2 protein-coding genes are annotated in these 2379 nt (G+C 72.4%); one reads left to right on the plus strand and one right to left on the minus strand.

The features are described from left to right. Positions 1–99: 99 nt before the first annotated feature. A complete protein-coding gene (locus tag ACYVE9_RS23235; RefSeq protein ID WP_461029844.1) occupies positions 100–1527 on the minus strand; it encodes an NCS2 family permease in 1428 nt (475 codons plus the stop codon). A 349-nt stretch (positions 1528–1876) separates the two neighbouring features. On the opposite strand from ACYVE9_RS23235, the gene ACYVE9_RS23240 reads away from it, so the two are divergent. Then, positions 1877–2379: hypothetical protein (locus ACYVE9_RS23240; protein WP_461029845.1), on the plus strand; the 503-nt coding region annotated here is incomplete at its 3' end.

The following is a 2379-nucleotide window of genomic DNA, read 5'->3' on the forward strand; positions in this document are numbered from 1 at the left end:
GCCCCCGCCCATCCGGACCACGGCGGCCGTCCGTCTCACGCCGCCGCCCGGTCCGCCCGGTCCGCACGGCTGGCCTGCCAGCCGTGCGGCTCGGCTCCGTCAGGCGGCGCCCAGCAGCTGCTGGATCGGGTTGATGGCGAAGTACACGACGAACAGCGCCGCCGTGGCCCACAGCAGCCAGTGGACCTGGCGGGCCTTGCCGAGCACCGACTGCAACACCACGTAGGCGATGAATCCGGCGCCGATGCCGTTGGTGATCGAGTAGGTGAAGGGCATGACGGTGATGGTCAGGAAGGCCGGGACGGCGATGCCGAAGTCCGTCCAGTCGATGTGCCGCACCTGGGCCATCAGCAGGAAGCCCACGGCGACCAGGGCCGGCGCGGCGGCCTGGCCGGGCACCACGGCGGCGAGCGGCGCCAGGAACAGTGCCAGCACGAACAGGCCGCCGGTGACGAGGTTGGCGAACCCGGTCCTGGCGCCCTCACCGACGCCGGCGGCGGACTCGATGTAGGAGGTGTTCGACGAGCCGGAGGCGGCACCGCCCGCCACGGTGGCGAGCCCGTCGACGAACAGCAGCCGGCCCAGGCGCGGCACGCGGCCCTTCTCGTCGAGCAGCCCGGCCTCGTTGGTGACACCGACAGCCGTGCCCATGGTGTCGAAGAAGTCGGTCAGGAACAGCGTGAAGACCAGCAGCACCACCGTGATGGCGCCGACCTCGGCGAACCCGCCGAACAGGCTGAACGCGCCGAGCAGCCCGAAGTCGGGGGCGGCGACGATGTCGCTGGGCAGTCCGGGCACGGTGAGGCCCCAGGCGGCGTCGGCGATGTCCGCGAAGTGGTTGATCACCACGGCCAGCACGGTCATGGCGATGATGCTGACCAGGATGGCGCCCTTCACGCCGCGGGCGATCAGCGCGAGGGTGAGCAGCACACCGAGGCAGAAGACGAGCACCGGCCAGCCGCTCAGCTCCCCGGCCGCGCCGAGCTGCACGGGGACGGTGGTCCCGGCGGCGTCGGGGATCCGGGTGGCGAACCCGGCGTTGATGATGCCGATGAAGGCGATGAACAGGCCGATGCCGACACTGATCGCCTGCTTCATGGGCACCGGGATGGCGTGCATCACCGCTTCGCGCAGGCCGGTGGCGGCCAGCAGGCAGATCAGGATGCCCTCGAGCACGACCAGGCCCATCGCGTCGGGCCAGGTCATCAGCGGGGCGATCTGGTAGGCGACCATCGCGTTGAGCCCCAGCCCGGCGGCGAGCGCCAGCGGCAGGTTCGCCGTGACGCCCATCAGCACCGTCATCACCGCGGCCACCAGCGCGGTGACGGTGACCAGCTGCGGATAGGACAGCTGGTCACCGTTCACGTCCGCGGCACCGCTGAGGATGATCGGGTTGAGCACCAGGATGTAGGCCATGGTGAAGAACGTGGCGAGGCCGCCACGCGTCTCCCGGCCGAGGGTGGAGCCGCGCTCCGTAATCCGGAAGTACCGGTCGATGCGTTCGTGGACGGCGGTGGGCGACGACATGGTTCTCCTCGGCGGCGGGCGCTTGCTGGCTTTACGGTCCGAGGGGGGATTCTGCCTGCTCGGGCTGCTGAGCGGGTTACCGGTGTGTCACGTAGGTCGCCGGCGGCGACCTGGCGCCCCCGGCCGTCCCCCGTTTGCCACGCTTCACCCGAATGGCCCGCCGCACCCTCGGTGAGCTGCGTGAACTCTCCGCAGCGACAGGCTCGGCGGGCTCGACCGGGCGGCGCCGAACGGCCGTCGGATCGCGAGCGGCGCACCTCGGAGGTTGGCTCGGTATCAGGCGAGTGCGGCCCGTCCAGCGCAGCGGCCCCCGGCGCCGCAGCCGCGCTCGAAGGAGGAAGAGCCGCCCATGCGTTCCGTCAGCGTTCTCACCGGTGCCGCCCTGTCCATAGCCGTGCTCGGCCTGTCCGCCCCCGCGGCACTGGCCCAGGACGACGTGAGCGGCGCGAGCGTCTCGCTCTCCCCGCCGTCCGCCGCACCCGCCACCGTGGTCGAGATCCGGGTGGACTGCTCGGCCTACACCTCGCCCAGCCCGACGGTCGTCCAGTCGCCCGGGTTCCGGGACGGCCCCGTCACGCTGGAGCCCGCCGGCAACGAGGGCCACTACCGTGGCCAGGCCACCACCGTGGACAAGCCCGGCACCTACCGGGTGCACGGCGCCTGCGCGAACGTGCCCGGCGGTTCGTCGGAGTACTCGGCGACGCTCACCGTCCACGTGCCCCCTCCTTCACCCGCCCCCTCGCACTCCGCCCCGCACAGCACCGCGCCGGCGCCAAGCGGCCCGGTCCGCACCGGGGTCGGCAGCACCGGCGACACGGCCGGCTCCGGCCCGCTGGTGGCCGGCACGGCGAC

Source organism: Streptomyces sparsus (genome assembly GCF_054776295.1).

Coding starts and splice junctions, on each gene's coding strand:
- ACYVE9_RS23235 (WP_461029844.1), bottom strand. CDS start 1,527: ATGTCGTCGCCCACCGCCGTCCACGAACGCATCGACCGGTACTTCCGG.